24 protein-coding genes, 1 tRNA gene and 1 pseudogene are annotated in these 23111 nt (G+C 59.2%); 15 read left to right on the forward strand and 11 right to left on the reverse strand.

Features of this window, described 5'->3' with window-relative positions; translation table 11 throughout:
- Positions 1–51: 51 nt before the first annotated feature.
- The 8 genes from KUW67_RS08190 (at position 52) to KUW67_RS08225 (ending at position 8113) form a co-directional block, all read left to right on the forward strand.
- On the forward strand, positions 52–738 hold the full coding sequence (locus KUW67_RS08190; protein WP_224824819.1) for a haloacid dehalogenase type II: 687 nt from the start codon (positions 52–54) through the stop codon (positions 736–738).
- A complete protein-coding gene (locus tag KUW67_RS08195) occupies positions 739–1560 on the forward strand; it encodes an alpha/beta fold hydrolase (protein ID WP_224824820.1) in 822 nt (273 codons plus the stop codon). It abuts the gene before it with no gap.
- On the forward strand, positions 1557–2537 hold the full coding sequence (locus tag KUW67_RS08200; RefSeq protein ID WP_224824821.1) for a threonine/serine dehydratase: 981 nt from the start codon (positions 1557–1559) through the stop codon (positions 2535–2537). Before KUW67_RS08195 ends, KUW67_RS08200 begins: the two co-directional genes overlap by 4 nt.
- Positions 2534–3718 carry an endonuclease/exonuclease/phosphatase family protein gene (locus tag KUW67_RS08205; protein WP_224824822.1) on the forward strand — a complete coding sequence of 395 codons (1185 nt, stop codon included), beginning with the start codon at positions 2534–2536 and terminating at the stop codon, positions 3716–3718. The genes KUW67_RS08200 and KUW67_RS08205 overlap by 4 nt, the downstream gene beginning before the upstream one ends.
- 3 nt (positions 3719–3721) lie before the next feature.
- A complete protein-coding gene (locus tag KUW67_RS08210) occupies positions 3722–4474 on the forward strand; it encodes an alpha/beta fold hydrolase (protein ID WP_224824823.1) in 753 nt (250 codons plus the stop codon).
- 55 nt (positions 4475–4529) lie between these two features.
- Positions 4530–5750, forward strand: coding sequence for a TCR/Tet family MFS transporter (locus KUW67_RS08215; RefSeq protein ID WP_224824824.1), 1221 nt, complete (start codon positions 4530–4532; stop codon positions 5748–5750).
- A gap of 69 nt (positions 5751–5819) precedes the next feature.
- Positions 5820–6899, forward strand: coding sequence for a zinc-binding dehydrogenase (locus KUW67_RS08220; protein ID WP_224824825.1), 1080 nt, complete (start codon positions 5820–5822; stop codon positions 6897–6899).
- A complete protein-coding gene (locus tag KUW67_RS08225) occupies positions 6899–8113 on the forward strand; it encodes a mandelate racemase/muconate lactonizing enzyme family protein (RefSeq protein WP_224824826.1) in 1215 nt (404 codons plus the stop codon). The genes KUW67_RS08220 and KUW67_RS08225 overlap by 1 nt, the downstream gene beginning before the upstream one ends.
- Here the strand turns inward: KUW67_RS08225 and KUW67_RS08230 are convergent.
- The 4 genes and pseudogenes from KUW67_RS08230 to hemC all read right to left on the reverse strand — a co-directional run bounded on the left by KUW67_RS08230 (position 8110) and on the right by hemC (position 10552).
- Complete coding sequence (locus tag KUW67_RS08230; RefSeq protein ID WP_370634937.1) at positions 8110–8727, reverse strand: ferric reductase-like transmembrane domain-containing protein; 618 nt, start codon at positions 8725–8727, stop codon at positions 8110–8112. The two genes, KUW67_RS08225 and KUW67_RS08230, sit on opposite strands and share 4 nt — an antisense overlap.
- Positions 8724–9214 (reverse strand): annotated as a pseudogene (locus KUW67_RS08235) (twin-arginine translocation pathway signal). Before KUW67_RS08235 ends, KUW67_RS08230 begins: the two are co-directional and overlap by 4 nt.
- A 139-nt stretch (positions 9215–9353) precedes the next feature.
- Positions 9354–9430, reverse strand: a tRNA-Met gene (locus KUW67_RS08240).
- A gap of 174 nt (positions 9431–9604) precedes the next feature.
- Positions 9605–10552, reverse strand: a complete 948-nt coding sequence (hemC, locus tag KUW67_RS08245; RefSeq protein ID WP_224824827.1) for a hydroxymethylbilane synthase — start codon at positions 10550–10552, stop codon at positions 9605–9607.
- A gap of 102 nt (positions 10553–10654) precedes the next feature.
- Here hemC and hemE point away from each other — a divergent pair, with 102 nt between their 5' ends.
- The 3 genes from hemE to KUW67_RS08260 all read left to right on the forward strand — a co-directional run bounded on the left by hemE (position 10655) and on the right by KUW67_RS08260 (position 12610).
- Positions 10655–11695: a uroporphyrinogen decarboxylase gene (hemE, locus tag KUW67_RS08250; protein ID WP_224824828.1), complete on the forward strand. Its 1041-nt coding sequence runs from the start codon at positions 10655–10657 to the stop codon at positions 11693–11695.
- Between the two features lie 89 nt (positions 11696–11784).
- Positions 11785–12348 carry a hypothetical protein gene (locus KUW67_RS08255; RefSeq protein WP_224824829.1) on the forward strand — a complete coding sequence of 188 codons (564 nt, stop codon included), beginning with the start codon at positions 11785–11787 and terminating at the stop codon, positions 12346–12348.
- A gap of 67 nt (positions 12349–12415) precedes the next feature.
- A complete protein-coding gene (locus tag KUW67_RS08260) occupies positions 12416–12610 on the forward strand; it encodes a hypothetical protein (protein ID WP_224824830.1) in 195 nt (64 codons plus the stop codon).
- A gap of 3 nt (positions 12611–12613) precedes the next feature.
- Here the strand turns inward: KUW67_RS08260 and hemF are convergent, their stop codons facing one another.
- Positions 12614–13507, reverse strand: a complete 894-nt coding sequence (hemF, locus tag KUW67_RS08265; protein ID WP_224824831.1) for an oxygen-dependent coproporphyrinogen oxidase — start codon at positions 13505–13507, stop codon at positions 12614–12616.
- Positions 13508–13612: 105 nt separating this feature from the next.
- Here hemF and KUW67_RS08270 point away from each other — a divergent pair, with 105 nt between their 5' ends.
- The gene (locus tag KUW67_RS08270; protein ID WP_224824832.1) at positions 13613–13987 is read left to right on the forward strand and encodes a hypothetical protein; all 375 of its coding nucleotides are present in this window, start codon (positions 13613–13615) and stop codon (positions 13985–13987) included.
- Here the strand turns inward: KUW67_RS08270 and KUW67_RS08275 are convergent.
- Genes KUW67_RS08275 through clpS form a run of 3 tightly spaced genes read right to left on the reverse strand, consistent with a single transcriptional unit; the run spans position 13984 to position 16167 of the window.
- Positions 13984–14787 carry an SDR family NAD(P)-dependent oxidoreductase gene (locus KUW67_RS08275; RefSeq protein WP_224824833.1) on the reverse strand — a complete coding sequence of 268 codons (804 nt, stop codon included), beginning with the start codon at positions 14785–14787 and terminating at the stop codon, positions 13984–13986. The two genes, KUW67_RS08270 and KUW67_RS08275, sit on opposite strands and share 4 nt — an antisense overlap.
- 35 nt (positions 14788–14822) lie before the next feature.
- On the reverse strand, positions 14823–15818 hold the full coding sequence (locus KUW67_RS08280) for a class I SAM-dependent methyltransferase (RefSeq protein WP_224824834.1): 996 nt from the start codon (positions 15816–15818) through the stop codon (positions 14823–14825).
- A gap of 10 nt (positions 15819–15828) precedes the next feature.
- Positions 15829–16167 carry an ATP-dependent Clp protease adapter ClpS gene (gene clpS, locus KUW67_RS08285; protein WP_224824835.1) on the reverse strand — a complete coding sequence of 113 codons (339 nt, stop codon included), beginning with the start codon at positions 16165–16167 and terminating at the stop codon, positions 15829–15831.
- Between the two features lie 91 nt (positions 16168–16258).
- Between clpS and KUW67_RS08290 the strand changes: the two genes are divergently transcribed.
- The 3 genes from KUW67_RS08290 to KUW67_RS08300 all read left to right on the forward strand — a co-directional run bounded on the left by KUW67_RS08290 (position 16259) and on the right by KUW67_RS08300 (position 19328).
- A complete protein-coding gene (locus KUW67_RS08290; protein ID WP_224824836.1) occupies positions 16259–16957 on the forward strand; it encodes an HAD family hydrolase in 699 nt (232 codons plus the stop codon).
- Positions 16958–17222: 265 nt separating this feature from the next.
- Positions 17223–18608 carry a D-alanyl-D-alanine carboxypeptidase family protein gene (locus KUW67_RS08295; protein ID WP_224825137.1) on the forward strand — a complete coding sequence of 462 codons (1386 nt, stop codon included), beginning with the start codon at positions 17223–17225 and terminating at the stop codon, positions 18606–18608.
- 42 nt (positions 18609–18650) lie between these two features.
- Positions 18651–19328, forward strand: coding sequence for a fumarylacetoacetate hydrolase family protein (locus KUW67_RS08300; protein WP_224824837.1), 678 nt, complete (start codon positions 18651–18653; stop codon positions 19326–19328).
- Here the strand turns inward: KUW67_RS08300 and KUW67_RS08305 are convergent.
- The 3 genes from KUW67_RS08305 to KUW67_RS08315 are packed head-to-tail and all read right to left on the reverse strand — an operon-like array spanning position 19315 to position 23108.
- On the reverse strand, positions 19315–20925 hold the full coding sequence (locus KUW67_RS08305; RefSeq protein ID WP_224824838.1) for an ABC transporter ATP-binding protein: 1611 nt from the start codon (positions 20923–20925) through the stop codon (positions 19315–19317). The genes KUW67_RS08300 and KUW67_RS08305 overlap by 14 nt on opposite strands.
- Complete coding sequence (locus KUW67_RS08310; RefSeq protein WP_224824839.1) at positions 20922–22028, reverse strand: ABC transporter permease; 1107 nt, start codon at positions 22026–22028, stop codon at positions 20922–20924. The genes KUW67_RS08305 and KUW67_RS08310 overlap by 4 nt, the downstream gene beginning before the upstream one ends.
- On the reverse strand, positions 22029–23108 hold the full coding sequence (locus KUW67_RS08315) for a microcin C ABC transporter permease YejB (protein ID WP_224824840.1): 1080 nt from the start codon (positions 23106–23108) through the stop codon (positions 22029–22031).
- Positions 23109–23111 lie beyond the last annotated feature (3 nt).

Genomic DNA, 23111 nt, shown 5'->3' on the forward strand with positions numbered 1-23111 from the left:
TTGCAAAACTCTTCAAAAGAGTTTTGGTCTGCCCAGACCAAAGGAACAACCATGACCATAACGACCTGCATTTTTGACGCTTACGGGACGCTGTTTGACGTCACCGCCGCAGCACGTGAGGCCGCCGAAGAGCCGGGACATGCCGCCTTGCGCGATTGCTGGCAGGCGCTGGCGGCTCATTGGCGTGACAAACAACTGCAATATACGTGGCTGCGCGCGATCACCGGCGATCACACGGATTTCTGGCAAGTCACCCAAGACGGTCTGGATTGGGCAATGGAGGCGACAGGCCTGGCAGATCCAGCGTTGCGCGAACGGCTTTTGGCGCTCTATTGGGAGCTTTCCGCCTATGCCGAGGTCCCGGATATGCTTGCCGATCTGAAAGCGGCGGGCTTCAGCACCGCGATTCTCTCCAACGGATCGCCGAACATGTTAAGCGGCGCTGTGGAAAGTGCCGGGCTTGAAGGCCTTCTGGACGCGGTTCTGAGTGTCGAGACTGTGGGTGTCTTCAAACCCGACGCGCGCGTTTACGATATGGTCGAAGCGCGTTTTGGGTGCGCACGGGACGAGGTGCTTTTTGTGTCCTCCAACGGATGGGATGCGGCAGGGGCCGCTGCCTACGGGTTCCAGACCGTCTGGGTGAACCGTGCAGGGCTTCCAACGGACCGCTTGCCCGGCATACCAGCTCAGATCTTGTCCGATCTCCGCACAATTCCCAACCTCGCGAGGAGCCTCTAGATGCCGCGTTTCACCACTTCGGACGGGCTGTCATTGCACTACACGGATGAGGGTGCGGGCTTGCCCATGATCTGTTTGGCAGGGCTCACACGGAACGGGTCTGATTTTGACTACGTCGCACCCCATCTGAGCGATGTGCGCCTGATCCGGCTGGATTATCGCGGGCGCGGGCAATCGGATTGGGCCGATGATTATTTGACATATGCGATCCCGATTGAAGGCCGTGACTGTGTTGAACTGATGGGCCACCTTGGATTAAAGCGCGCTGCCATCCTTGGAACTTCACGCGGTGGGCTGATCTCGATGGCGCTCGCGGCCACGGTCAAAGATCGGTTGCTGGGCGTTGCATTGAATGACATCGGCCCGGAGTTGAACCCTGCGGGTTTGGAGGTCATCAAGACTTACATCGGTCACAATCCTCCGCAGCAGACACATGCTGAGGCGGCAGCCATCCGCGAGACCATGCCAGGCTTTGCCAACGTCCCAGAGGGCCGCTGGCTGGAGGAAATGCGCAAGCAATTTCGCGAGACCGAGGACGGATTGGTGATCCGCTATGACCCAAAGCTGCGCGACGCAGTGCTGGAAGCGGGCGCGCCGCCAGCACCGGACCTATGGCCATTTTTCGATGCGTTCGACGGGCTGCCCCTTTGCGCGATCCGGGGCGCAAACTCCGATCTGCTGAGTGCACAAACACTCGCCGAAATGCAAAGGCGTCGGCCCGATATGATCGCAGCCGTTGTGCCCGACCGTGCGCATATCCCCTTTCTGGACGAGCCTGAGTCCGTCGCGGCCTTGCGTCAGTGGATTGAGGCAATGCAATGAATATCGAGATGATCCGTGCCGCGCAAAAGCGGCTGGAGGGGCATGCACGGTGCACGCCTCTGCTGAGCGCACCTTGTCTGGACGAGATCGCGGGTCGGCGGCTTTTCCTGAAGGCCGAGAACTTGCAGCACACCGGGTCTTTCAAGTTTCGCGGTGGTTGGTCGGCAGTGTCGGCGCTGGACGAGGCCCAGCGCAAAGCAGGGGTGATCGCGTTTTCGTCGGGAAACCACGCCCAAGGCGTGGCTTTGGCTGCACGAGAGCATGGGGTGACAGCAGTGATCGTGATGCCCTCAGACGCACCGAACACCAAGATCGACGCGACGCGGGCCTTGGGCGCAGAGGTCGTGTTGTATGACCGCGCAACCGAGGATCGCAAAGCCATCGGGCGGACCCTCGCGGACGCACGTGGGCTAACCATGATCGAGCCGTTTGACAACGCCCAGGTGATCGCGGGACAAGGCACAACGGGCCTGGAGATCGCGGATCAAGCCCGCGATGCGGGGGTGACCTCGGGCGAGGTTCTGGTGTGTTGTGGCGGGGGCGGTTTTACATCAGGTATCGCCCTGGCGCTGGAGGCTGAGGCACCAGAGATGCGCGTGCGCCCGGTCGAGCCGGAAGGGTTCGACGATGTGGCGCGGTCGCTGGTCTCGGGGCAGCGCGAGATAAACGCGACCATGAGCGGGTCGATCTGCGATGCGATCATCTCGCCCCAACCCGGAGAGATCACATTTCCGATCCTGCACCGTTTATGCGGGCCCGGAATCATCGTGACCGATGCGGAGTGCTTGCACGCGATGGCCTATGCGTTTGCCCATCTGAAACTGGTGCTGGAACCGGGCGGCGCGTCGGCCTTGGCGGGTGCGCTCTTTTATGGCGATGAGATTGAGGGGGACGCAGTGATCTGCACCGCTTCGGGCGGAAATGTCGACGCACCCATGTTTCAGCGCGCTCTGAATGAGTATGGAGACAAGGTATGACCGAGTTCACGATTGCCAGTTTCAACGTCAAGAACCTGATCGGAGCGGGCAAGGAATACTACCGCTTCGAGGAATACACGCCCGAGGAATATGCCTGGAAAGAGGATTGGTTGGCAGATCAGCTTTTGACGCTGGATGCCGACATCGTCTGCTTTCAGGAAATCTTTGAGCAAGAGGCGTTGGAAACCGTGATCGCAGAGGCCGACCGACGCGGGGCTGAGGCGAATGAGGCTGTGATCCCTGATCGAAACAAGCGTTACCACCGCAAGGCGATTTTTCGGAAGCTGGCCTATCGGCCTTACACCGATGCCGCGTTGGCCTTCGCACCGAATGCAAATGATGGCGCACCGGGACAACGGCGCCCCGGCGTTGCGGTGGTGTCGCGCTTTGGGTTTGTTGGAGCGCCGGAAGTCATTCAGGTGCTGCCGGAGCCGCTGGAGATTCCGTTTTCCGATCTGGGCGGAGGGGATGGCGGGTCCTATCGGATCAGTCGGCTGTCGCGCCCTGTTTTGAAAGTGCGCGTGCCGGTTGGCCGACGTGTAGTGACGGTTTTCAACTGCCATTTGAAGTCAAAGCTGGGGGAGTACCAGCGTGTGGGTGGCGTCGCGCCGGAGACGGATTTGGTGAACTACGACCCAGCCGGCCGCGCCATGGGATCGCTGCGCGCGGCGCTCCGGCGGATGGCGGAGGCGTGGGTGCTGCGCAAAGCCATTCTGGACGAGTTGGCGACCGGCGCGCCGGTCATGGTGTTGGGCGATTTCAACGATGGCGAGCATGCTGTCAGCTCGGAAATCATCAGCGGAGAGCGGCCCTTCAAGAACTATGCGTGGATGCGGCGGCATGATGCGCAAAGCCGGAATGATCGGTATTCCGACGAAGAGAGTTTGCAGATTACCGAGGCGATTGAAGCGGTGCAGCTGCACTCGGCAGAGAAGCTGTTCGTACGCAAGTCGTTGAGAGATATGGTTTATACAGCGGCGTTTGGTGGCGTTTTCGAATCCATCGACCAGATTTTCCTATCGCGGCATTTCCATCCGGATTTCTCGGGGCGCATTGGCGATATGGAGTATTTCAGCTGCTTTAATGATCATCTGACCGATGGGTCGCATCCGGAAGCGCCGTATAACAAGCTCGCTTCGGACCACGGGCAAATCATGGCGCATGTGCGGTTGGTGGAGTGAGCTTTGTTACCGTCGGATTCAGGTATTTTTGGACAAAAGAAGGGGAGCGGCGCGCCGGTTTTCTTCCTCCATTGTCTGGGGCTGGATCACCAGATTTGGGACGGGGTGATTGATCGGCTGCCTGACGGCGTGTCTGCGGGCGTGATGGGTTTACGCGGACACGGGGCGAGTGCGGTACCCGAGGGGCCCTACCGAATGGGCGCGCTGGTGTCCGATGCAGAGGCCGCGATGGAACGACTGGAACTGCGCGATGCGGTGGTCGTGGGGTTATCCGTTGGCGGGATGATTGCGCAAGGGTTGGCGGTGAAGCGGCTTGATCTGGTGCGCGGGCTGGTGCTGGCGAATACGGCCGCGAAATTCGGCCAGCCGAGGCCTTGGGAGGACCGGGCGGCGGCGGTTCTTGAGGGCGGGATGGAGGCTGTTCGGGAAGCCACCTTGGAGCGTTGGCAGTGTCGTGATGCAGGTGTGGAAGAATGGCTGATGCGCTGCGACCCGGTTGGCTATGCAGGCGTATGTCACGCGATTGCGGGGACCGATTTTTACACACCAACCAGCGGGTTGCGCCTCCCGGCCCTTGGGATTGCAGGGAGCAAGGATCGCTCTACCCCGCCGGATCTGGTGCGTGAAACCAGCGATTTGATACCGGGGTCGCGGTTTGCGTTGATGAAAGAAGCCGGGCATCTGTCGCCGCTGGATGATCCGGATGGGTTCACCGCACATCTTGTGACATTTTTGAAAGAGATTGGGCATATCTGAACCGGGCGGTTTATTCGGCCTTTGCGTCGGTGCATGGCGGTTTTAGGGTCGCGGAATGACGACCGAGACGCCCTCCACACGTTTGCCGTTTACCTTTATCCTCATCACGCTGGTGCTGGACGCGATGGGGATCGGGTTGATCCTGCCGGTGATGCCGGACCTGATCCGCGATGTGAATGGCGGCGATCTGGGAGAGGCCGCCGTCTGGGGCGGCGTGTTGGCGACGACTTTTGCGGTGATGCAGTTCTTGTTTGGACCGACGCTGGGATCGCTGTCAGACCGCTACGGGCGCAGACCTATCCTTTTGATATCGCTGGCGGTTATGGCGGTAGACTATCTGGTGATGGCTGTGGCTGGCACCATTTGGCTGCTGTTTTTGACCCGTGTGGTAGGCGGCATAACAGCAGCCACGCAATCAACGGCGGGAGCGTTTATTGCCGATATCTCTCCGCCCGAAAAGAAAGCGCAGAATTTCGGGCTGATCGGCGCGGCGTTCGGGATGGGGTTCATCTTTGGGCCGATGATCGGCGGGCTGTTGTCGGAGTTCGGCCATCGCGCGCCGTTTTATGCAGCGGCAGCATTGGCGACGGCCAACCTGATCTTTGGCTATTTCGTGATGCCCGAAACCGTCACGAACCGCATTCGACGCCCCTTCGACTGGTCACGCGCGAACCCGTTCGGCGCGTTCCAGGCACTGGGGCGGTTGCCGGGGGTCGCACGATTGCTGCTTTTGGTCTTTCTCTACGAGTTCGCCTTCATCGTTTATCCCGCCACTTGGGCATTCTTCACGCAAGAGCGCTTTGGCTGGTCGCCCGCAATGGTGGGCCTGTCGCTGGCCTCATTCGGGGTGTCGATGGCGATTGTGCAAGGCGGGATCATCCGCTGGATCATTCCGCGCTTTGGAGATCGAAACACGGTCATCTACGGGTTTCTGTTCAACTTCTTCGCTTTCACGGTGCTGATGCTTCTGTCCAGCGGCTGGGTGGCATTGGCTTTCACCCCGATCACCGCCTTGGGTGCGGTCGTGACGCCAGCGGTACAAGGCATGATGAGCCGCATCGCAAGTGACGATCAGCAAGGCGAGCTGCAGGGGGTGATCGCGTCCAGCAAGGCGGTTGCAATGATCCTGTCGCCGCTGGTGATGACACAGGTGTTCTGGATGTTCACAAGCGGAGACGGACTGTATCTGCCAGGTGCACCGTTCGGATTGGCAGCGGCGTTGATGCTGGTCTGTTTTGCCGTTTTTGTCATGCGTCCGCGCCGCGCGGTGGCTTGAACGCGTCGCGTTTTGGCTTGCGCCCAGGACGCGACGCGGCGACGGTAAAGCACGATTTGGGAGACATTCATGCCAACAATCAAAGCCGCCGTATGCCATGAATTTGGCGCTCCGCTCACCATTCAGGATGTCGTACTCCGTGCGCCTTTGGGCGGTGAGGTCGAGGTCACTCTGAACGCGGTGGCGATCTGCCATTCAGACATCTCTTTCGCAGATGGGGCGTGGGGTGGATCACTACCTGCGGTTTACGGGCATGAGGCAGCAGGCGTTGTGACCGCTGTGGGCGATGCTGCGATGGTGCCACTGGGCGCATCTGTCGTTGTCACGCTGATCCGGGCATGTGGGACTTGCCCAAATTGCGCCACTGGCAAACCGACGATCTGCGAGACCCCCTATGACGGGGATCACGGGCCTTTGAAAACAGTCGACGGCGGCAAATTGCATCAGGCGATGGCCTGCGGAGCGTTTGCAGAGAAAGTCGTCGTGGATCAGTCACAGGTAGTGGTGATTTCGGACGATCTGCCAAAAGACGCGGCAGCGCTGATTTCATGCGGGGTTATTACTGGCGTCGGCGCGGTGGTGAATGCCGCGCACTTGCGCGCAGGGCAAGACGTTGTCGTGATTGGCGCAGGCGGCGTTGGGTTAAACGCCATTCAGGGCGCGCGGATCGCAGGCGCGCGGCGGATCGTGGCAGTGGATATGTCGGACGAAAAGCTCGCTATGGCGCGGGAATTCGGCGCAACGGACGGCGTCTTGGCAACCGACGCCAAGCCGTGGAAAGCCGCGTTCAAAGCAATGGGGCGCGGGGCGGATGCGGTGATTGTAACTGTGGGCGCAATCCCGGCCTACGATACGGCACCACGCTATCTGGCGGCGGGCGGCAAGGTGGTCATGGTGGGCATGCCCCATAGCGGACAGGCGTCCTCTTATGAGCCGGTGATCCTTGCGGCAACGGGCCAAGGCATGGTCGGCTCCAAGATGGGCGATGTGGTCATTCAGCGGGACATTCCGTGGATGGTGGATCTCTATCAGCAAGGGCGACTAAAGCTGGACGAGCTTATCTCGGGCCGTTGGTCCTTGGATCAGATCAATGAGGCCATCGAAGATACCAAAGGCGGGGCGGCAAAGCGCAACGTGATTGTGTTTTGATGCGGCTCCAGAACCTTCAGATATTTACCGTCGCACCCCCTGCTCCAGGCTGGGGTGGGCGCTATTGGATCTTCGTAAAACTCACGACAGCTTGCGGGATCGAAGGAGTGGGAGAATGCTACGCATCCTCCGTCGGGCCGAAAGCGATGGAAGCCGTGATCGAGGATGTCTTCTCGCGCCATATGGAAGGCGAAAACCCCGAGAGTATCGAACTGATGTTCCGCCGCGCCTATTCGGCGGGCTTCACGCAGCGGCCTGACTTGACGGTGATGGGCGCGTTTTCAGGACTTGAAATCGCGTGCTGGGATATCCTTGGCAAAGCACGCGAGCGGCCTGTTTATGCATTGTTGGGCGGCAAGGTGACACCGCGTGTGCGCTGCTATACCTATCTCTATCCCCTGCCCCACCATGATCCGGCAGCCTTCTGGACCTCGCCCGATATGGCGGCTGAGGCGGCATTAGACGCAGTCGACCGCGGCTATACTGCGGTGAAGTTCGACCCTGCAGGCCCTTACACGATCCATGCGGGTCACCAGCCTAGTATGAGCGATATCTCTCGCTCTGCCCAGTTCTGCAAGGCGATCCGCAAGGCTGTCGGCGACCGTGCGGATTTGCTGTTCGGCACCCACGGGCAGTTCTCGACCGGCGGCGCGATCCGGCTGGCCAAAGCGTTGGAACCTTACGCTCCACTTTGGTTTGAGGAACCGATCCCGCCGGACAACGTGGCACAGATGGCGCGCGTGGCGGGGGCGACGTCGATCCCCGTCGCAACGGGGGAACGTCTGACCACGAAGGCCGAATTTGCACCCGTCCTACGCCAAGGTGCTGCGACGATCTTGCAACCGGCCTTGGGCCGCGTTGGTGGCATCTGGGAGGCCAAAAAGATCGCCGCCTTGGCCGAGGTCTATAACGCGCAGATGGCCCCACACCTATACGCCGGACCGGTGGAATGGGCGGCAAACCTGCATTTCGGGGCGTCGATCCCGAACCTTCTGATGGCAGAGACGATTGAGACCGACTTTCACGATCAGCTGATCGGCGGCGCGATCCGGGTGGAGAACGGGTTTGTAGAATTATCAGACGTGCCGGGCTTTGGGATCACATTGGATGAGGACTTGGCGCGCGCGCATCCTTACGAGGGCAATAAGCTGCACTTAGAGATGCAGTCGACGCCTTGCGATTATCAGGATGGCAATGATTTTCAAGGCGGCTAGGCGCGCCGGAACCAGCCGCGCAACTCGGCGATCACACCTCCAGTAGCCAATATGACAAGAGCGCAAAGCACCGCTTTTGACTCTGGTCCCATGGTGCCTTCAATCAGAACCGCGTGCAGGACGCTGCAGGTAACAATAACGACCGCAAGGCTTGTATGGGCCGCACGCCAGATATGAAACGGCAACCGTTTGCGGACACTCGCAAGGGCGGCGGCTGCGAAGATCGCCCACATGGCAAGCACGCCCCAAACTGCAAACGGCGTGGGCGAGACAAACAAAAGTGCGTCGATTACATCAGGCGGGCTGGTGATCCAGAGCGCCCCGATATGGGTCAGCACCGAAAAGACAAGCGCAGCCCCGACCCAACGGTGAATGCGACGACTTTTGGCAGCGGAAAGACCTGCGATCCGACCGCCCGCAAGCAGCGGCTGGATCAGCAAAAGAGCCAAAGCGATGACGCCGGCAAGCCCACCGGTGATGTAGATCGGATCACGCCATTGCAGCAGCGGGCTGGTCGCTGCAGCATAAAGGGCGACAGTGATCGACACGCCTGCAACAGCAAGGATCAGGCCGTTCTGTCGGGCTTTTCTGGCGTGCCGACTTGGGACGTTCACACGGGCTCAAGCACAAAATCAACCGCGAGGCTGGTGTCGCTGGCGCTGGGCATGATCGGGCGCAAGAAGACCGTCTTGAACTCTGCATCATCGTCATAGGCCAAGTGGCCATGCGGCTGACCAAAGGCCGGAACGATCTGCGGCATTTCAAGGCGGAACGCCCCGCTGGCATCGGTGAGTGTGGCCCCGTGGCTGCGCTGATCGCGTTCGTGGCCTTCCGTGGTATGCGCCCAGATCTGGATGCGCCTGTTTGGCAACGGCGCGCCATCGCCCGCGCGGCGCACTGTTCCAGACATCCAGAAGCCACCCCCGCCGATACGCTCCACAATAGGCGCGCCGGGACGATAGTTTTTGCCCCGCCGCGCATGGTCGGCGTGGGGGCCAGACCGGCGGCGCGGGCGGGCAAAAGCAAACCCGACGCTGCAGTCAAAAAAGCAGCGCTGGCAGTGGTCAAAACGGTGCGACGGGTGGTCTTGGGCGATTGCATTCAGGTGATCTCCCTCCGGATGGCTTCCTAAGAACATAGCGTGCCCGGATGCATTTCCGAAGGCATCGACAAAGGTCGGCATGTCAAATCAGCTCACGGCTGCGTGAGATGCACAAAATAAAGCAAGATTTTCCGGAAGTGGTAGCGGAGGAGGGACTTGAACCCCCGACACGCGGATTATGATTCCGCTGCTCTAACCACCTGAGCTACTCCGCCACTGAGGCGCTGACCTAAAACCAGCGCGCGGCCCCGTCAAGCCCTGTTTCGCGTCTTTTCGAAAGCTGATTTGCGCGGCCGACGTCAGCTTGAGTATTTAGGCAAAGATGAAAGGCCCGCGTTAAGGTTAATGGGCGGTTACCGGCTTCTTTTGTCCCAAAATACCTAAAACCGTCAGGCGACCCAAGAGAAGAAATCCGCTGGAGCGCGCGACCGCAGGGTATTGGCCAACTCGGTGCCGAGGGCAGCGCCGTCCTCAATGGGGGCATCGCCCCTATCCGCGATAACTTCGGAACCATCGGTGCGCAGGATTTCCCCGCGCAGTTTGATCGTGCCGCCGTCCAGTTCGGCCAAGCCACCGATGGGCGTCTCACAAGACCCATCAAGAGCAGCCAGGAACGCGCGTTCGGCTGCAAGCCGTTGTCCGGTTTCGACATCATGGATCGCTTCAAGCATTTCGGCCACGCGCATGTCATCTGCGCGGCGTTCGATCCCGATCGCACCTTGCGCGACGGCAGGAAGCATTTCGTCGGTCTCAATCGCCGTGCGGGGCACGTCTTTCATGTCGAGCCGGTTGAGGCCTGCCATTGCAAGAAACGTCGCCTCGGCCACCTTATTCTCAAGTTTCATCAACCGGGTTTGCACGTTGCCACGAAACTCCACGATCTCCAGATCGGGGCGATAGTTCAGCAGTTGCGCTTTGCGGCGCAGGCTGGACGTTCCTACGATGGCACCTTCCGCCAAATCAGCCAGCCTACCGCCATCCAGCGAAACGAACGCATCACGCACATCTTCGCGCGGCAGGTAAGTGTTCAGCAGCAAACCATCTGGTTGGGAGACAGGCATGTCCTTCATGGAATGCACCGCAATGTCGATTTTACCCGACAGCATGTCGTCCTCAATTTCGCGGGTAAACAGCCCTTTGCCACCGATCTCCTTCAGGGGGCGGTCCAGCACTTTATCCCCGGTCGTTTTGATGACGACGATGGTGAACGCCTCAAACGGCAGATCGAAGGCTTTGGCCAGACGCTCCCGCGTTTCATGGGCCTGCGCCAGCGCCAAAGGGGAGCCGCGTGTGCCGATATTCAGGGGTGAAGCGGGGGACGGAAGTGTGATAGCCATGGGGTATTCCTAGTTGTGTCAACTTAACTTGACAACCTCGTTTGTCCGGTCAACATGACGCCAACAATTAGGTGACGATATATGACTTACGAAAGACCCGTTATGGCGCAAACAAAAAAGCTGCTCAGAACCCTGAATGGAGAGCGGCTTGATGTCCCACCCATCTGGATGATGCGGCAAGCGGGGCGCTATCTGCCCGAATATAAAGCGACGCGCGCGCAGGCCGGGGATTTCCTCTCACTCTGCTATAACCCTGATTTAGCAGCAGAAGTGACGCTCCAGCCGATCCGCCGCTACGGCTTTGATGCAGCGATCCTGTTTGCGGACATTCTATTGGTGCCGCAGGCGTTGGGTGCGGACCTGTGGTTCGTCACAGGCGAAGGCCCCCGGTTGTCAACGATCACATCTGCGGATGATTTCGCCAAACTCAAGCCTGCGTCCGACATCCACGAAGTGCTGTCGCCGATCTACGAAACGGTGCGCATTTTGTCGCGGGAATTGCCGCCAGAGACGACACTGATCGGTTTTGCAGGCGCACCCTGGACCGTGGCGACCTATATGATCGCTGGCCGCGGCACGCCGGACCAAGGCCCGGCCCATGCGCTGCGCCAGGAAGACACAGCCACGTTCGAAGCGCTTTTGGACCGGATCACCGAAGCCACGATTGATTACCTGTCGATGCAGATCGAAGCCGGGGCCGAAGTTGTCAAAATCTTCGACAGTTGGGCGGGCTCTTTGAAAGGCGATGCATTCCGCAAATACGCGCTGGAGCCTGCCAAAAAGATCACCGCCGCGCTGAAAGCCAAGCATCCGGGCATTCACGTGATCGCCTTTCCGCGTGAGGCGGGCGAGAACTATATCGGCTTCGCCAAAGAGGTCGGCGCAGATTGTCTGGCACTGGACAATTCGGTTGATGCCGATTGGGCAGCGAAGCACCTGCAAGTCGATGGCTGCGTGCAGGGCAACCTTGCCCCGGGCCACATGGTCACCGGTGGGAAGGCACTGATCGACGAGACGCGGCGCATCGTGAAAGCGTTCTCGGGCGGGCCGCATATCTTCAACCTTGGTCACGGCATCACACCCGATGCAGACCCCGCCAATGTGCAATTGATGATCGACACGGTTCGCGAAAACGCGTCGTAATTTCCTAAAATTGCCCAGATTTGCACAAGGTTGCGGCGCGGTTTGGTCGCGATGACGCAGTAGACAAACCTCCATAGGAGATTTGCGCGATGCGTTTGATGCTGTTCATGACTGTCTTTTCAATCGGGCTTTTTGGCGCGGTGATGCCTTTGTCGCAAGGCGACAAGGTTGAGGGTGTTCAGGTCGCGAGCCTTGACGCCCCGATGCCTCAGATTGAACGGAAGACAAAGCGCGTAGACACCCCCGAGATTGAACCGGGCAGCTTTGAAGCCGCCCTGTTCAGTGCCGTGACGGGGTCGGGTCCGATCCTCGATCAGTCCGAGACGCGGTTGATGCACAATCCCAATTCCTGCGGTCTGGGCACCCATGGCGCGAAGGTGCGCGAAAGCCTTTTGGGTCGCAATACCCTGCGCTCGGTCACTGGGGCGAAACGTGTGAAAGCCCCGAAACGCAAGGCTGTGATTGCGGCCCCCGATGCAGGGGCGCCAATCTGCGGGGTCTTCTCGCGCGAGGCGGGCTGCACGCCAATTGTGACGGCCGCGCTGAACAAATGGGTGCTGTCGGGCAATACGCCCAGCCCCGCATTGGCCGATGAAAAGCCGCAGTCGGATCGCGAGAAATCAGTCCGCTCGTTGCTGTGTAAACACGGCTGAGGCGCGGCGCTTATCTGAATCTTTACTATATTGCCTTCAACTGAAGGGAATCGTGGAGATTGCTGCTATGAAATACGCTTCCCTATTCGTCCTCATCGGCCTTCTGTTGACCACCGCGCGCGTGGCCGAAGTGAACGTGCCTGCACCGACAACGGCTTTCGTTGCACCGCTGGCGGGGCAAACAGCGCCACTGCAAGACCCAATCCTTTTGGGCAAAGCAGCATCACTGGATGGCCTGATTGAAATCAGTTTGCGGTTTTAGGGATCAGACCCATTTGGCAAGCGGCGGCAAGCTCATGAGCACGGCATTCGCGTCATGACCTGTTTCAAGACCGAATTTCGTGCCGCGATCATAAACAAGATTATACTCGGCATAGAGCCCACGATGAACCAGCTGGGTGTCCTTGTCGGCATCAGTCCAGTCGGTGTCGCGGCGCTTGTCGACCAGTGGGACATAGGCGGGTAGAAACGCCCGGCCAATGTCCTGAATGAAGGCAAAGTCAGCTTCCCAGTCACCGGTGCAATAATCATCGACAAAGATACCGCCGACGCCACGAGCGCGGCCTCGATGAGGGACGTAGAAATACTCATCCGCCCAGGCTTTCAGACGAGGATAATGTTCGTCGCCATGCCGGTCACAATGCTCTTTCTGAACGCTGTGAAACTGTGCCGTGTCTTCGTCATATTCAATGCAAGGGTTCAGGTCGGATCCGCCGCCGAACCACCAGGCATGCGGTGTCCAGAACATTCGGGTGTTCATGTGAACAGCCGGTGCATGCGGGTTCTGCATATGCGCCACCAGCGAAATGCCCGAAGCCCAGAAGCGCGGATCATCCTTCATGCCGGGAATGCCCTTGCGCGCGGCCATCGCCGCCTGCGCGCGTTCGCCCAACGTGCCATGCACGGTCGAGACATTAACGCCGATCTTCTCAAAAACACGCCCGCCGCGCATCACGCTCATCAAGCCGCCACCTGCGTCTGATCCATCCTCAGATGCCCGCTTGGTCTCTGTCACTTCAAATCGGCCAGCCGGTAAATGCGCCGTCGCGCCCCCCGTCTGGCGGTCTTCCAATGCCTCAAATGCGGCGACGATCTGATCGCGCAATTCGCGAAACCACGCTGAAGCCCGGATCTTGCGATCGTCAAATTGTTCCGTCATGAACCTGTCTCCTAAACTTGACACATTCTATCACTCTCCTCGCTGATTGCACCAGAGTTTGCATCCGCCTACACTGCGACCAATCCGCAGCATTCGAGGCGAAAGATGCGTGTTTCACCGGTTCTTTTGATCTGTGCGCTGGCCGCTTGCGCCAGCCCCTATGACCGCTGCGTGAGCGAGGCGACCCGCGATGCAAACACGCTCAGCGGATTGATCGCAGAGACCGAAGCCAATATCGCACGCGGATTTGCCGTCGACGAGCAGATAGAGCCACGCATCAGCTATCAGTATTGCTTCAATCGGCGCGGCGTTTGGGCCTTGTGCCGGGAACGCGATATCCGCACCAAAAAGGTGCCGGTGGCGATTGATCTGGCTGCTGAAGAACGCAAACTGAATGGGATGCGCGAAAAGCTGGCACAGCTGAAAGCGCAAGCCGGGCGCGACATTCGCGCCTGCCGGGCACAGTTTCCTGACAGTTAATGCGCCGCGTTGCCAACCGGATCAAGAAGCGTGCGCCCGCCATCGACGGTCATAATCTCGCCCGTCACAAAGCCTGAGCCATCTGAACAGAGAAATTGCACCGCGTGGGCCACTTCCCCAGGGCTCGCGATCCGGTCAAGCGGCGTGTGCGATGTAATTTCTTCGCGCATCTCGCGGTGCTCGCGCAGCGTATCTTTGAGCGAGGCGGACATGACGCTGCCAAAGGCCACAGCATTCACGCGAATCCGGTGCGGGGCCAAAGCGACCGCCAGCGACCGCGTCATCTGATCCATCGCGGCAGAGCTGATCGAATAGGCCAGCGTTTCGGGATGGGCGCGCCGCGCCGCGATGGAGGACAGGTTTACGATAGCCCCCGCCATACCCTCTTCCTGATCTTCGGCCTGTTTGATCATGCGTTTCGCGATCATCTGCGACAGCCGCAGACTGGCCAGCATGTTCTGCTGCAGCAGCAGTTCAACCCCGTCGTCATCAGGGTTGAGCGGGTCGGATTGCACAATCTGGCGGCTTGCGTTGATCAGGATATCGACCCGATCGAACGCATCAATCGTGGCCGAAAGCAGGTTCGCGATGGTCAGTTTCTCGCGCAGGTCACCGGCAAAAATCCGGGCTTGAGTGTCATCGCCGACGATATCACCCAATTCGTGGCGCAGCGCTTTCTCGTCCTTATCGGCAAAGACGACATTTGCACCATTCTCCAAAAAGTGCCGCCCGATTGCAAGGCCAACCCCGTTCGCTGCGCCGGTAACAATCGCAGTTTTTCCGGAAATGCTGAACGACATGAGAGATCTCCTATGAGAGGAAAGCCTAGCGCTGTTTAACGCGAGGAGCGAGAGCGCATTGGCCGTACTGCGCGCAGCAGCTTGAATCCGCGTGTGCCGCCAACCTCTTCGACCTGTTGAAACAGCGTCGCGAGATGCGCTTCATAGGGCAAGTGGCGGTTTGCAACAGCCCAGACCTCCCCCCTCGGTGTGAGCAGGTGGGCAGCGGCTTGCAAGAAGGCCTGCCCTATCGCGGGGTCCGCGGCGCGTTCGGTGTGAAACGGTGGGTTCGTCAGCACGAAATCAACCGGGTCAGGCAGCGTGAACCGGGTAGCATCGGCCCAGTGGAATTGCGCGCGCGGGTTGGTAACGTTCAGGCGCGCGCAGTCGAGGGCGGCGGCCTCTGCCTCTACCAGATGCAGGGTCTTGATGGTCTCTTGGGCCAGCGCCTGTGCACTCAGATAGCCCCAGCCTGCGCCCAGATCGACGCCGGTGCCTTTGAGCTTTGGCAAGGCATTCGCCAAAGCCTCTGAACCTGCATCAATGCCGTCGGCAGAAAAGACACCGGGCCGCCGGTAAAAACCATCTTCGGCCTTCTGCGGTGACGCGGATGCCGCCCAATCAGCGAAGGCATCGGTCGCAGGGAACGCAAAGGTTTTCCCATGGGCTTTTGAAAACGCCGCCGTCACATCAGCCTCTTTCCGGCAGGCCTTGTAAAGACTGTCGATCCCGTCGGTCTTCTGGCCATCCACAACGACCACCCCGTCGGTCAACGCGCAAGCCTGCGCGATCAGCACGCGCGCTTCGGCCTTGGCACGAGGAATGCAGACGATGCTGAACGCAAAACGGCCCTGCGGCGCGATCTGCGCATCATAGCCCGCTTGGGCGAATGCGTCGTGATCGGGTTTGAAGCCCTGCACGATCTGAACGCGCTCTTTCGGCAGCGCGGCCAGATCATCGCCCCAGCGTGGACGGAACACAGCAATCGTACCTTCATCGGGCAGCGCAAAGGTGCCGCCATCTTGGGCAAGGCTCAATCGTGTAGGGCGCATCTGGGAAAGGTTATTCTTTTTCCATTGTGCATTGCAGCGGGTGCTGATGACGCTGGGCGAAATCCATCACTTGGGTCACTTTTGTCTCTGCCACTTCGAAAGAAAAGACACCGACAACGGCAAGCCCCTTCTTGTGAACAGTCAACATCAACTCGAACGCCTGAGCATGGGTCATGCCAAAGAAACGCTCCAGCACGTGAACGACGAACTCCATCGGAGTGTAATCATCGTTCAAAATCATCACCTTATACATCGGTGGTTTTTGCGTCTTCTGACGCGTCTCAAGGACGACACCGACATCTCCGTCGTCGTCTTTCTTGTCTGACATCGTCACAGGCTGCATCGACATGAAGTGCGAATCCATTGGCTGGGTTGGTGGACTATATAATCGACGTAGATGATGTGAAAAGGGGCAAGCATGGCTTTGCAGGAGGCAGAACGTGGCGAAACTCAAGACAATCGGCTTTGATGCCGATGACACGCTTTGGCAAAACGAGCAGTTCTTTCGCATCACGCAGGACCGTTTTGCCAATCTGCTCGCCGATTTCGCAGAGCCTGATCACCTGCACGCGCGCTTGCTGGAAGCCGAAAGGCGCAACCTGGGGCATTATGGATTTGGTGTGAAAGGCTTTGTTCTGTCGATGATTGAGACAGCGATTGAGGTTACTGACGAACGGGTCCCGGCCTCTGTGATTGCAGAGCTCATGGCGGCAGGGCGGGATATGCTGCGCCATCCGATCCATTTGTTGCCCCATGCGGCTGAAGCCGTTGGGGCGCTGGCCGAAGCGCATACGATTGTCTTGATTACGAAGGGGGATCTGCTGGATCAAGAGCGCAAGCTGGCACAATCCGGGTTGGGCGATCTTTTCGACCGTGTCGAGATTGTGAGCCATAAGACACCCCAGATCTACGAAAGCATTTTCGCCAGCTTTGATGGTGGTGCCAAGGCGGCGATGATGGTCGGTAACTCTTTGCGCTCAGACGTGGTGCCAGCGTTGGAAAGCGGCGCTTGGGGCGTTTACGTGCCCCACGATCTGACATGGGTCATCGAACAGTCAGAGCCGCCAACAGATGCGCCACGGTTTCGCGAATTGACTGATTTGGGTGCGTTGCCAAACCTCGTTCGGTCACTTGGCTAGCCCTGCCACATTCCTGCCACATTCACGATCTTGAGTCTGACCCCATCCTCCCCGCTACATCTGGGGGTAGCGTTTGGGCGCGCATCGGTAAAGTTCTTGAAAATAAGGTATTTTCTGAAAATGCCGTCCATGTTAGGCTACCAGCAGAAATGATCGCGCACCAAAAAACCGCGCGGCATGAGGCAGATCATAGGTGTTAAACGTGGAAACGCAGCTGGGGCAGTGCGTCCGTCGACTATTCGTGACTGTATTTATTGTTTTGCTGATGGCTGTGCCACCAGCGATGGCAGCTCCTTACGCGGCGATGGTGATTGATGCGCGCACGGGTGAGGTTTTGCACTCGCGCAACGCCGACACGCGGCTCCACCCCGCCTCTTTGACCAAAATGATGACACTTTACGTGGCATTTGAAGCGATTGAGCGCGGTGAGATTTCTCTCGACACCAAAGTGCACATTTCCAAGAAAGCCGCATCGGAGGTCCCCTCGAAACTGGGGCTGCGGGCCGGATCGCGTATTGAGCTGCGCTACCTGATCCGCGCGTCCGCCGTGAAATCTGCCAATGACGCGGCCACAGCAATTGGCGAAGCGATCTCCGGCTCCGAGGCTGCGTTTGCCCGCCGGATGAACCGTACTGCCAAAGCACTCGGCATGACCAAGACGACCTTCAAGAACGCCCACGGCCTGACCGAATCCGGGCATCTGTCGACCGCGCGGGACATGACCACGCTGGGGCGGCGGTTGTTCTATGACTATCCCGAATACTACAACCTCTTCTCGCGCCGCTCCACCGATGCGGGCATTGCCAGCGTGAACAACACCAACCGCCGCCTGCTGAACGCCTATCGCGGCGCAGACGGGATCAAGACGGGCTACACGCGCGCCGCAGGATTTAACCTTGTCGCCTCGGCTGAGCGCGGCAACGAGCGTATCATCGCGACGGTATTTGGCGGCCGCTCCACCGCAACACGCAATGCACGTGTGGCCGAGCTGCTGGATATGGGCTTCAACCGCGCCCCAAGCCGCGTAGCCGTGCGCAAGCCTGCGCCGCCACGTTACGATAACCTGCCCGACGAGACCGCGCCTGCAGGCGCTGCTGGCAAGACGATCCGTCTGGTGACAGCCGTGAAGCGTAGTGATCGGCCCACCTCACGTCCCGGCGCCGAGCCGGATCCGATGCTTTTGGCGATGAAGCAAGAAATTCAAGACGCTGTTGCGGATGCAAATGCGGCGGCCTTGGCCTCAGCGGCCGAGCAGACCGAGGCACAACCGGTTGAAGTGACAAAAAATGCGACAGTGATCGTGGACGCTCCAAAGCCAGTGGCGCGCCCGACACAAGTGGCGGTCGCGTCAATTCAGCCCGAGGTGGTCGCCGACCCGGTGGTCGAGATCGTCTCGCGCCTGTCCAGTTCGGGAGGGCGCCATTACGGGATCAACGTAGGGCGCTATGGCTCGCGCCACGCAGCCGAGAAGGTCCTGTTGAAGACTGCCCTGATGGAGATGGCCTCGCTTGACGGCTCAATCCGCAAAATCATTCAGCGCTCGGGCGGGTTCGATGCGAACTTCATGGGTCTGACCGAAGAAACCGCCGACCTGGCGTGCCGACGCCTTGCCGCGCGCGGGACGGAATGCCAAACGCTCGGGCCCTCCTGATGCAGGCTTGAGCCCTCGCGGACCCCGTGCAAGGGTCCGCATATGACATATCTCTTCGATCTTCCGACGCCGTCCGTGGCGGTTCAAGGCACCGATGCGCGCTTCCCTGTGCGGCGGATCTTCTGCGTAGGCCGTAACTATGAAGACCACGCGAAAGAATTTGGGAACAACCCCAAGGACCCACCGTTTTTCTTCACCAAACCCGCCGATGCGGTGATCGAAAGCGGGGCAAAGCTGCCCTTCCCTGTCGCAACCGAGAACCTGCATTTTGAGGCCGAACTGGTGGTCGCGATTGGCACCGACGGCTCTGCAATTAACCGCGATACCGCGCTTGATCACGTGTTCGGCTATGCCGCCGGGAACGACCTGACGCGCCGCGATCTACAGGCACAAGCTAAAGAGACGCGGCGGCCTTGGGACATGGCGAAGGGCTTTGACAACTCTGCCGTCATCGGGGCGATCACGCCGATTGCCGATTGGAACCGAGACACCGCGCGCATCACCTGCACGCTGGAGGGTGAGGTCAAACAGGACGCTGATATCGCGGATATGACATGGCCGGTGCCCGACATCATCGCTTATCTCAGCCGCTTGGTGCATCTGCGCGCGGGCGATTTGATCATGACAGGAACCCCTGCGGGCGTCGGGCAAATTCGGCCCGGTCAGGTATGCACCGTTAAGATTGAGGGACTGGCCGAGGCGACTGTTACGCTGGGATAGCGGCAGTCGCTTTGAGATCAAACGCAGCGGCCATAAGCGCCTTGGTGTAATCTGTCTCGGGGCTATCGAATATCTGGTCGCGGGACCCGAATTCGACGACATCGCCCTGCTTCATCACCATCACCTTGTGGCTCAGCGCGCGGACGACCTTCAGGTCGTGGCTGATGAACAGATAGGCCAGTTGGTATTTTTGCTGAAGGTTTCGCAATAACTCTACGATCTGCACCTGCACGGTCATGTCCAAAGCACTTGTCGGCTCGTCAAGCACGACCAGCCTGGGGCGCAGGATCATGGCACGGGCGATGGCGATACGCTGACGCTGGCCTCCTGAGAATTCGTGCGGGTAGCGATGCATCGTATTCGGATCAAGGCCAACCTCGGCCATGATCTCGGCCACCATATCATGTGCGTTCTGCCCAGAGGGTGTCCCGTGAACGCCCAGCCCTTCCGAGATTATCTGCTCCACCGTCATGCGTGGAGAAAGCGATCCGTATGGGTCCTGAAAGACGATCTGCATGTCCTTGCGCAAATCGCGCAGTTTACGGCTGTTCCACTGGTCAATCCGCTGACCCATGTAACTGATTGGCCCTTCAGAGCGGATCAACCGCATGATGGCCAGCGCAAGCGTCGTCTTGCCGGACCCGGATTCACCGACGATGCCCAACGTCTCCCCTGCCCTGACATCAATGGTGGCAGCGTTCACCGCTTTGACATGACCGACGGTCCGTTTCAGCAAGCCTGCATGGATCGGGAACCAGATGCGCAGGGCATCGGTGGTGACCATCGTCTCTGCACCAGCGGGCACTTCAACAGGCACACCGGTCGCTTCGGCGCTGAGCAGCATTTGGGTATAGGGGTGCCTCGGGTTGTCGAAAATCTCTGCCGTGGGCCCGTGTTCGACGATCTCACCGTCTTTCATCACGCAGACGCGGTCAGCGATCTTGCGCACGATGCCCAAGTCATGGGTGATGAAGAGCATCGACATGCCTTCAGCTTCCTTGAGGTCCGCAAGCAGGTCGAGGATTTGCGCCTGGATCGTGACATCAAGCGCGGTTGTCGGCTCATCCGCGATAAGAAGCTCCGGGCCGTTGGCAAGCGCCATGGCGATCATCACGCGCTGGCGCTGGCCCCCGGAAAGCTCGTGCGGGTAAGCGCTGAGACGGCTTTCCGCGTCGCGGATGCCAACCTTGTTCATCAATTCGACAATCTTTTCGCGCACGGCATCGCCGCGCAAACCCTGATGCAGCTCAATGCTTTCGCGCAACTGTTTTTCAAGCGTGTGCAGCGGGTTGAGCGAGGTCATCGGCTCTTGAAAGATGAAGCTGACATCGTTGCCGCGCACTTTGCGGAGCATGTTTTCATCCGCCCCAACCATCTGTTGGCCGTCATAGGTGATGGAGCCTTCGACGGTCGCGCTGTCCGCCAGAAGGTCCACAGTCGAAAGCGCAGTGACGGACTTGCCAGAGCCGGATTCACCAACCAGCGCGACCGTCTCGCCCTTGTTAAGCTGGAAGGAGACACCGCGCACTGCGTGGCTGACCTCCCCATCCTGAGAGAAGCTGACGCGCAGGTCTTTGACATCAAGAAGCACGCTCATGTGAAAGTCTTTCGGGGGTCGAACGCGTCACGGATGCCTTCGAAGACGAAGACCAGCAGGGACAGCATGAGAGCGAAGGCAAAGAAGGCGGTGAAGCCCAGCCAAGGCGCTTGCAGGTTCTGCTTGGCTTGCAGCGTGAGTTCTCCCAGCGACGGGGCCGAGGATGGCAGGCCGTAGCCCAGGAAGTCCAAGGCGGCGAGGCCGCCGATGGTGCCGGTGATAATGAAGGGCAGCATGGTCAAGGTTGCGACCATCGCGTTGGGCAGCATGTGGCGGAACATGATCGTCCAGTTCGACACGCCCAGCGCGCGGGCCGCGCGGACATATTCAAAATTCCGCGCCCTCAGGAATTCAGCGCGCACGACGCCGACAAGTGCGGGCCAGCCAAAGAGGACCATCAAAAAGACCAACAGCCAGAAGCTTCGCCCCAGCACCGAGAACATGATGATAATGATGTAGATCGATGGGGTAGAACCCCAGATTTCCAGGATGCGCTGGAAGATCAGGTCGAGCCAGCCACCAAAATAACCTTGCAGCGCACCTGCGATGATCCCGATGGAGGCGGCCAATGCCGTGACCATCAACGTGAACAGCACCGACAGCCGGAAGCCATAAATCACGCGGGCAAGCACATCACGCGAGGTGTCATCGGTGCCCAGCAGGTTCTCGGCAGAAGGGGGCGCGGGCGCCACGCCGCCGCGATCCACAATGGTAGAGTAATTGTAGCGGATCAGCGGCCAGATCAGCCAGCCTTTGTCAATCTCGGCACCGGCAATGTTGCCGTCTGCTGCATCCTCAATCAGTTCTTCGGGGATGTCGTAGCAGTCGACCATGCCGCCCGTGATGATCAGACATTGCACGTCTTCATAGCGGTATTGCGCTTCGGTCCGCAGGTCGCCGCCAAATTTCGTCTCCGGGTAGAAATTGAAGATCGGCATATGCAGCTCGCCCTGATAACTGACGAGGATCGGTTTGTCGTTCGCGATAAACTCAGCAAAGAGCGACAGACCGAAAAGCACCGTGAAAATGATCAGCGACCAGTATGCGCGCCCGTTGCGGCGAAAGTTGCGCCAGCGGCGCTGGTTGAGCGGAGAAAGCGCCATCTATCCGCGCCTCTCGAAGTCGATGCGCGGATCGACGAAGACATACATCAGGTCCGACAGGATGCCGACGACAAGACCGATCAGGCCAAAGACGAAAAGCGTGCCGAACATGACCGGGTAGTCGCGCGAAACCGCGGCCTCAAACCCCAGTCGGCCGAGCCCATCGAGGGAGAAGAGCGTTTCGATAATAAGCGAGCCGCCGAAGAAAACGCCGATAAAGACGGCCGGGAACCCGGCGATCACAATCAGCATGGCGTTGCGGAACACGTGGCCATACATCACGCGTCGCTCGGTCAGACCCTTGGCCTTGGCGGTCATCACGTATTGCTTCTTGATCTCATCCAGAAAGCTATTTTTCGTCAGCAATGTCAGCGTCGCGAAGGCCGAGATGGTCGAGGCCAAAACGGGCAGCGTGATGTGCCAGAAATAATCACCGATTTTGCCGAGAAGGCTTAGGTCTTCCCAGTTGTCCGACGTCAGGCCGCGCAGCGGAAAGATCTGGAAATAAGACCCCCCCGCGAACAAAACCAGCAACAGGATCGCAAACAAAAAGCCGGGGATCGCATAGCCGACGATGATCGCGCCCGAGGTCCAGGTGTCGAACGGCGTGCCGTCCTTCACCGCTTTGCGCACACCTAACGGGATAGAGATCAGATAAGCGATGAGCGTGGACCAAAGCCCCAGCGTGATCGACACGGGCAGCTTTTCAATCACCAGATCAATCACGGAAATCGAGCGGAAATAGCTCTCTCCAAAATCGAGCCGGATGTAGTTCCACATCATGTTGAGAAAACGTTCCAGAGGCGGCTTGTCAAAGCCAAACTCGCGCTCAAGTTCCTCAAGGAATTCCGGCGGCAGGCCACGCGCGCCCAGATAGCGCTCATCTCCGCCGCCTTGCTGAATGCCGGCATCACCGCCACCTGCAAAGCCTTCAAACACATCGCCTTCGCCTTCAAGCTGGGCGATGATCTGTTCGATCGGGCCACCGGGCACAAATTGGATCAATGCGAAATTGATGACCATAATACCGAACAAAGTCGGAATGATCAGCAGCAATCGCCGGAGAATATAGGCGCCCATTTA

Origin of the sequence: Cognatishimia sp. MH4019 (assembly GCF_020177595.1) — a bacterium.
Classification (GTDB): Bacteria; Pseudomonadota; Alphaproteobacteria; order Rhodobacterales; family Rhodobacteraceae; genus JAHTBL01.

Coding starts and splice junctions, on each gene's coding strand:
- KUW67_RS08190 (WP_224824819.1), top strand. CDS start 52: ATGACCATAACGACCTGCATTTTTGACGCTTACGGGACGCTGTTTGAC.
- KUW67_RS08195 (WP_224824820.1), top strand. CDS start 739: ATGCCGCGTTTCACCACTTCGGACGGGCTGTCATTGCACTACACGGAT.
- KUW67_RS08200 (WP_224824821.1), top strand. CDS start 1,557: ATGAATATCGAGATGATCCGTGCCGCGCAAAAGCGGCTGGAGGGGCAT.
- KUW67_RS08205 (WP_224824822.1), top strand. CDS start 2,534: ATGACCGAGTTCACGATTGCCAGTTTCAACGTCAAGAACCTGATCGGA.
- KUW67_RS08215 (WP_224824824.1), top strand. CDS start 4,530: ATGACGACCGAGACGCCCTCCACACGTTTGCCGTTTACCTTTATCCTC.
- KUW67_RS08220 (WP_224824825.1), top strand. CDS start 5,820: ATGCCAACAATCAAAGCCGCCGTATGCCATGAATTTGGCGCTCCGCTC.
- KUW67_RS08225 (WP_224824826.1), top strand. CDS start 6,899: ATGCGGCTCCAGAACCTTCAGATATTTACCGTCGCACCCCCTGCTCCA.
- hemC (WP_224824827.1), bottom strand. CDS start 10,552: ATGGCTATCACACTTCCGTCCCCCGCTTCACCCCTGAATATCGGCACA.
- hemE (WP_224824828.1), top strand. CDS start 10,655: ATGGCGCAAACAAAAAAGCTGCTCAGAACCCTGAATGGAGAGCGGCTT.
- KUW67_RS08255 (WP_224824829.1), top strand. CDS start 11,785: ATGCGTTTGATGCTGTTCATGACTGTCTTTTCAATCGGGCTTTTTGGC.
- KUW67_RS08260 (WP_224824830.1), top strand. CDS start 12,416: ATGAAATACGCTTCCCTATTCGTCCTCATCGGCCTTCTGTTGACCACC.
- hemF (WP_224824831.1), bottom strand. CDS start 13,507: ATGACGGAACAATTTGACGATCGCAAGATCCGGGCTTCAGCGTGGTTT.
- KUW67_RS08270 (WP_224824832.1), top strand. CDS start 13,613: ATGCGTGTTTCACCGGTTCTTTTGATCTGTGCGCTGGCCGCTTGCGCC.
- KUW67_RS08275 (WP_224824833.1), bottom strand. CDS start 14,787: ATGTCGTTCAGCATTTCCGGAAAAACTGCGATTGTTACCGGCGCAGCG.
- KUW67_RS08280 (WP_224824834.1), bottom strand. CDS start 15,818: ATGCGCCCTACACGATTGAGCCTTGCCCAAGATGGCGGCACCTTTGCG.
- clpS (WP_224824835.1), bottom strand. CDS start 16,167: ATGTCGATGCAGCCTGTGACGATGTCAGACAAGAAAGACGACGACGGA.
- KUW67_RS08295 (WP_224825137.1), top strand. CDS start 17,223: ATGGCTGTGCCACCAGCGATGGCAGCTCCTTACGCGGCGATGGTGATT.
- KUW67_RS08300 (WP_224824837.1), top strand. CDS start 18,651: ATGACATATCTCTTCGATCTTCCGACGCCGTCCGTGGCGGTTCAAGGC.
- KUW67_RS08305 (WP_224824838.1), bottom strand. CDS start 20,925: ATGAGCGTGCTTCTTGATGTCAAAGACCTGCGCGTCAGCTTCTCTCAG.
- KUW67_RS08310 (WP_224824839.1), bottom strand. CDS start 22,028: ATGGCGCTTTCTCCGCTCAACCAGCGCCGCTGGCGCAACTTTCGCCGC.
- KUW67_RS08315 (WP_224824840.1), bottom strand. CDS start 23,108: ATGGGCGCCTATATTCTCCGGCGATTGCTGCTGATCATTCCGACTTTG.